Origin of the sequence: Pseudogracilibacillus amylolyticus (SeqCode) (assembly GCF_051918545.1) — a bacterium.
Classification (GTDB): Bacteria; Bacillota; Bacilli; order Bacillales; family Amphibacillaceae; genus Pseudogracilibacillus.
The window spans coordinates 1-4,641 of record NZ_JBPPZG010000268.1; the positions used below are offsets into that span (position 1 = coordinate 1).

A 4,641-nucleotide genomic window follows, 5' to 3' on the forward strand; every position below is an offset into this window, starting at 1 on the left:
AGCCTAGGCCGAGCCATGAACTTAAGTAACGCATAGGGACGTTACATCGAGAGTGGGTGCACGGTTATTACATAATAAAGCAAAGTCTCTTGTTAGATATTGAATCTAGCAGGAGATTTTTTAAATTAGCTTGCATGATTTTTTACTATAATAGGGATACATTTAATTTAATAACATACTTCGACATTTATTTTAAAAAGTCCTCCTTTTTATTTAAAAATTTTATAAAAAACTCCGATCTAGAAATTCCATATTCCCAACAAATTCTAATATCTTAAAAGCAATCATATAATAACAGCGAAGGGTTCACAAAAAATCCGTAGAAGCTGAGGTGGTTGACTAAATGGCTTTTAATACTCCAGAACAAATAACTAAAACAGTAGGGGATATTGGTGCAAAAAAAGTCAATTTGCCTTTATTGAGCACATTATCGCTTGGATTTTTAGCGGGTGCTTATATTTCATTTGGCTTCTTATTATACATTCGAGTGACAGCAGATTTACCATTACATATATGGGGATCGGTTGCAGGATTTATTGGTGCAGCCGTCTTTCCACTTGGTCTCGTTCTTGTCCTTGTAGCAGGTGGAGAACTTGTTACAGGAAATATAATGGCCGTTACGACCGCCAGGCTCTATAAGAAAATAACAACGTGGCAGATTGTGAAAAATTGGACAATCATTACGGTAAGTAACTTTATTGGCGCTATTTTTATTGCTTATCTTTTTGGTCATTATTTAGGGTTAACAGAGACAGGCCCTTATTTAGAACAGACGATTCGTGTTGCTGAAAGTAAAGTCAATGAACCATTTCATATGGCGTTTATCTCAGGAATTGGTGCCAACTGGCTCGTCTGTCTTGCTGTTTGGTTAGCTTATGCAGCAAAAGATACAACGGGTAAAATAATCGGTATCTGGTTTCCAATCATGGCTTTTGTAGCGATTGGTTTTCAACACGTCGTAGCGAATATGTTTATCATTCCTGCAGCGATTTTTGCAGGAGTTTTTGACTGGATCATATATGTAGAAAATTTTATTGCCGTTTTTCTCGGTAATACAGTCGGCGGTGCAATATTTGTCGCCACTTTCTATTGGATGGCATACTCAGGGAGTTTAAAGACAGAATAGATTATGAGAGGGTATTAAGAAAAGTTATTGCACTAAGATATAAGCAATAATTATCAATTAACATAAAATATTGATATTTTTTCTTATATAGTGAACCGAGATATAATTAAAGGGAGATAAAATTTCGTTGGCAGATAGGAAACTTTCCTACTGCTCACTGGCTAAAAGCTCGGGCGTCCTGGGACTGTAGCTACGCTTTCGTCCCACCGTAAAGATTTGTCGCAACGCCAGTACTAGCACGTCAAACACTCGTAAGTGCAACTTTAATTCTCGCCAAGGCTTGCACTCACTTAGCATAAGTGCAACATCACCTCTGGCTTTCGCCAATCGGTGTGTTTTCTTTAACGATAAGCCAATTTTTCTAAGGATGGTGGTTTGAAAATGAGCATTGATTTTCATAATAAAAAAAATCGCTTTACTTACGCAACCCGAGCCGCTAACAAATCGTGGACTGAAACAATAAAGACTCTTGTACCTATCGAAAATATTAATAAGGTATTGGATGTTGGATGTGCTGGAGGAATCTATTCTAAGGCACTAGCAGACATGGGGGTGGGTTCTGTTATAGGTATCGATTTTTCCAAAGCTAATCTTGAGGGAGCAAGAGAAAATTGCAAAGAATATAAAAATATTTCATTTGAGCATGGTAATGCTTTTGATACGGGTTTAGATGGTAACAGTTTTGATTTAGTGCTTGAAAGAGCATTGATACATCATATTAAGGATTTACAGGCTTGTTTTAAAGAAGCATATAGAATGTTGAGGAACAATGGATTTTATATTATTCAAGACCGTACTCCTGAAGATTGTTTGCTAGGAGGTAATGATAACCATATTAGAGGGTATTTCTTTGAACTTTTTCCAAGCTTAGTTGAAAAGGAGACTAATCGCAGATATAATAGTCAATTTGTAATTAATACCCTTAAGACAGTTGGATTTAAAGATATCGAAGAAGTTAAATTGTGGGAAATAAGAAGAGTGTATGAAAATAAAGAGCAATTGCTTAAAGACCTAGGCAAAAGAACTGGAAGAAGTATTTTACATGAATTAGACGATAAAGAATTAAAATTATTAATAGATTATATTGATGAGTCAATATCAGTAGATCATAATATAGTTGAAAAAGACAGATGGACAATTTGGAAGGTAGTGAAATAATAGTTAGTTTTTGAAAAAAGTACTTCAACTGGCGTGATTGTGAGAAAACGGAAAAAATCTCAGAAATCAGATTCCAAATTATTTTCCGATCAGCTATTTTAAAATGTTAGAAATATTTCCTCCTTAAATTGGTTATATTATCCACTGGGAGGTGTATTCCATGGATAATAATAAAAAGGATCGTATGAAAGAAGATGTTAATGTGGAGCTTGGTGGAATGGGGTTTTATGGAACAACTTCGAATGAGGAGGTAGCTGGCTACCATTCTTCAGGTGATATTGAAAATGCTGGACAGCTGGATAAAGGGTTTAAGCGACCAAAAGGAGAGGCTGGCGCAGAAGCTTCATTAAAGGATAAACATCAGAAAGATTAGACGTTATTGAAAAAAGCACTACAATTGACTTCTACACATTAGCCAGTGAGCGAGTCAAGAAAGGATTTATACTTTCTGATAACAAAAAGGAAGCATGAAATTATGCTTCCTTATATTAACTCGTTTTTTGTTGTAGTTTTTCTCGTAATCCAAGTGTTTCTGCAGTTGACTGATGAACATGTTGCAGTAACTCTGGGTTTTCCATTAATGATTTACCATAAGAAGGAATCATTTCTTTTATTTTTGGTTCCCACTCCGCAAACTGTTCTGGGAAGCTTTTTTCAAGTATTTCAAGCATGATCGAAACCGCTGTTGAAGCACCTGGAGAAGCTCCTAGTAAAGCGGCAATAGAACCATCAGCTGCACTAATTACTTCTGTACCAAACTGAAGTGTTCCTTTGCCACCATCAGCTGTATCCTTAATAACTTGTACCCGCTGACCGGCTACTATAAAATCCCAATCTTCCAGTTTTGCATTTGGGATAAATTCACGTAATTCTTCTATACGTTGTTCTTTTGATAACATAACTTGCTGAATTAAATATTTGGTTAATGACATTTCTTTACCGCCTGCCGCCAACATCGTTAACACATTATTCGGTTTAACTGAAGTTATCAAATCAAACATCGAACCGGTTTTTAGAAATTTCGGTGAGAAGCCGGCAAATGGACCAAATAATAATGATTTCTTATTATCGATATATCGTGTATCAAGATGTGGAACTGACATTGGTGGAGCACCAACTTTAGCCTTTCCGTAAACTTTTGCATGATGTTGTTCTATCACATCTGGATTATTACATACCATAAATATTCCACTTACTGGGAATCCGCCAATATGTTTTCCTTCAGGAACTCCAGATTTTTGTAATAAATGCAGGCTTCCACCCCCGCCGCCAATAAAGACGAACTTGGAAGTAATATATTCTAATTTCCCATCTTTTGTATCACGAACTTTCAATTCCCATGAGCCATCACTAGTGCGTTTAAGATCCTCAACAATGTGATTGTAATTAATATCAACGTGATTATCTTCTAAATGATTAATCAACATACGTGTTAAAGCACCAAAATTAACATCTGTTCCAGTGTCAATCTTGGTAGCCGCGATCGGTTCGCTTGCATCACGATCTTTCATAATAAGTGGAATCCATTCCATTAGTTTGTCTGGATCATCGGTAAATTGCATGCCTTGAAACAATGGATTGCTTGTCATTGCTTCATAACGTTTCTTTAAAAATTCTACATTCTCTTCTCCCTGTACCATACTCATATGAGGTAATGGCATAATAAAATCTTCGGGATTCTGAATTAGGTTACTATTTACTAAATACGACCAAAACTGCATAGATACCTGAAACTGTTCATTTACATTGATCGCTTTACTAATATCAATAGAGCCATCTGGTTTTTCGGTTGTGTAGTTTAGTTCACACAAAGCCGCATGTCCAGTTCCGGCATTGTTTAATTCGTGAGAGCTTTCCTCCCCTGCTTTTTCGAGCTTCTCAAACACGGTAATTTTCCAGTCAGGTGCTAATTCTTTTAAAAGTGTACCTAAAGTTGCACTCATAATTCCAGCACCAATCAAGATAACGTCTGTTTTAGTTTGTCTGCTGCTCATTTTTACCTTCCTTACACCTTAATATTTTAAGGAAAGGATGTAAGCACTCTTGCTTCCATTAACAGTAAGCTAGAGCACTACTTGAAAACACATCTCTTCCAAACCAATTATAACATTTATACCAAATAATAGTTTATTAGAACACGTTATAATCAATATTATTTACTAATAGTATGTAATAATTAAAAGTTATATGCTTATTAGGACGTGGTAATTTTCCCCATTATTAAATAAGGCATTGAATCTGGGACTCATTTATAAAGAACAAAACATAATCGGGAATGGTACAAGTAATTGAGAATGTAAAATGCCAATCATTATTTAAAATTTATTTATTTCATTAAATGTTAAATACTATAAATA

General features: G+C 35.4%; 4 protein-coding genes. 3 read left to right on the forward strand and 1 reads right to left on the reverse strand.

Features of this window, described 5'->3' with window-relative positions:
- Nucleotides 1-343 precede the first annotated feature (343 nt).
- From ACPYKA_RS19105 to ACPYKA_RS19115, 3 genes are all read left to right on the forward strand, one after another.
- Nucleotides 344-1,126: a formate/nitrite transporter family protein gene (locus tag ACPYKA_RS19105; RefSeq protein WP_479543789.1), complete on the forward strand. Its 783-nt coding sequence runs from the start codon at nucleotides 344-346 to the stop codon at nucleotides 1,124-1,126.
- 381 nt (nucleotides 1,127-1,507) lie between these two features.
- Nucleotides 1,508-2,284 carry a class I SAM-dependent methyltransferase gene (locus tag ACPYKA_RS19110; RefSeq protein WP_479543790.1) on the forward strand — a complete coding sequence of 259 codons (777 nt, stop codon included), beginning with the start codon at nucleotides 1,508-1,510 and terminating at the stop codon, nucleotides 2,282-2,284.
- A gap of 160 nt (nucleotides 2,285-2,444) precedes the next feature.
- Nucleotides 2,445-2,657 carry a hypothetical protein gene (locus ACPYKA_RS19115; RefSeq protein WP_336263756.1) on the forward strand — a complete coding sequence of 71 codons (213 nt, stop codon included), beginning with the start codon at nucleotides 2,445-2,447 and terminating at the stop codon, nucleotides 2,655-2,657.
- A 115-nt stretch (nucleotides 2,658-2,772) separates the two neighbouring features.
- On the opposite strand, the gene ACPYKA_RS19120 is transcribed toward ACPYKA_RS19115, so the two are convergent.
- Nucleotides 2,773-4,278, reverse strand: coding sequence for a malate:quinone oxidoreductase (locus tag ACPYKA_RS19120; protein ID WP_479543791.1), 1,506 nt, complete (start codon nucleotides 4,276-4,278; stop codon nucleotides 2,773-2,775).
- Nucleotides 4,279-4,641 lie beyond the last annotated feature (363 nt).

Excerpts from the sequence above, each read along its gene's own strand:
- ACPYKA_RS19120 (WP_479543791.1), bottom strand. The coding sequence starts at position 4,278 with ATGAGCAGCAGACAAACTAAAACAGACGTTATCTTGATTGGTGCTGGA.
- ACPYKA_RS19105 (WP_479543789.1), top strand. The coding sequence starts at position 344 with ATGGCTTTTAATACTCCAGAACAAATAACTAAAACAGTAGGGGATATT.
- ACPYKA_RS19110 (WP_479543790.1), top strand. The coding sequence starts at position 1,508 with ATGAGCATTGATTTTCATAATAAAAAAAATCGCTTTACTTACGCAACC.
- ACPYKA_RS19115 (WP_336263756.1), top strand. The coding sequence starts at position 2,445 with ATGGATAATAATAAAAAGGATCGTATGAAAGAAGATGTTAATGTGGAG.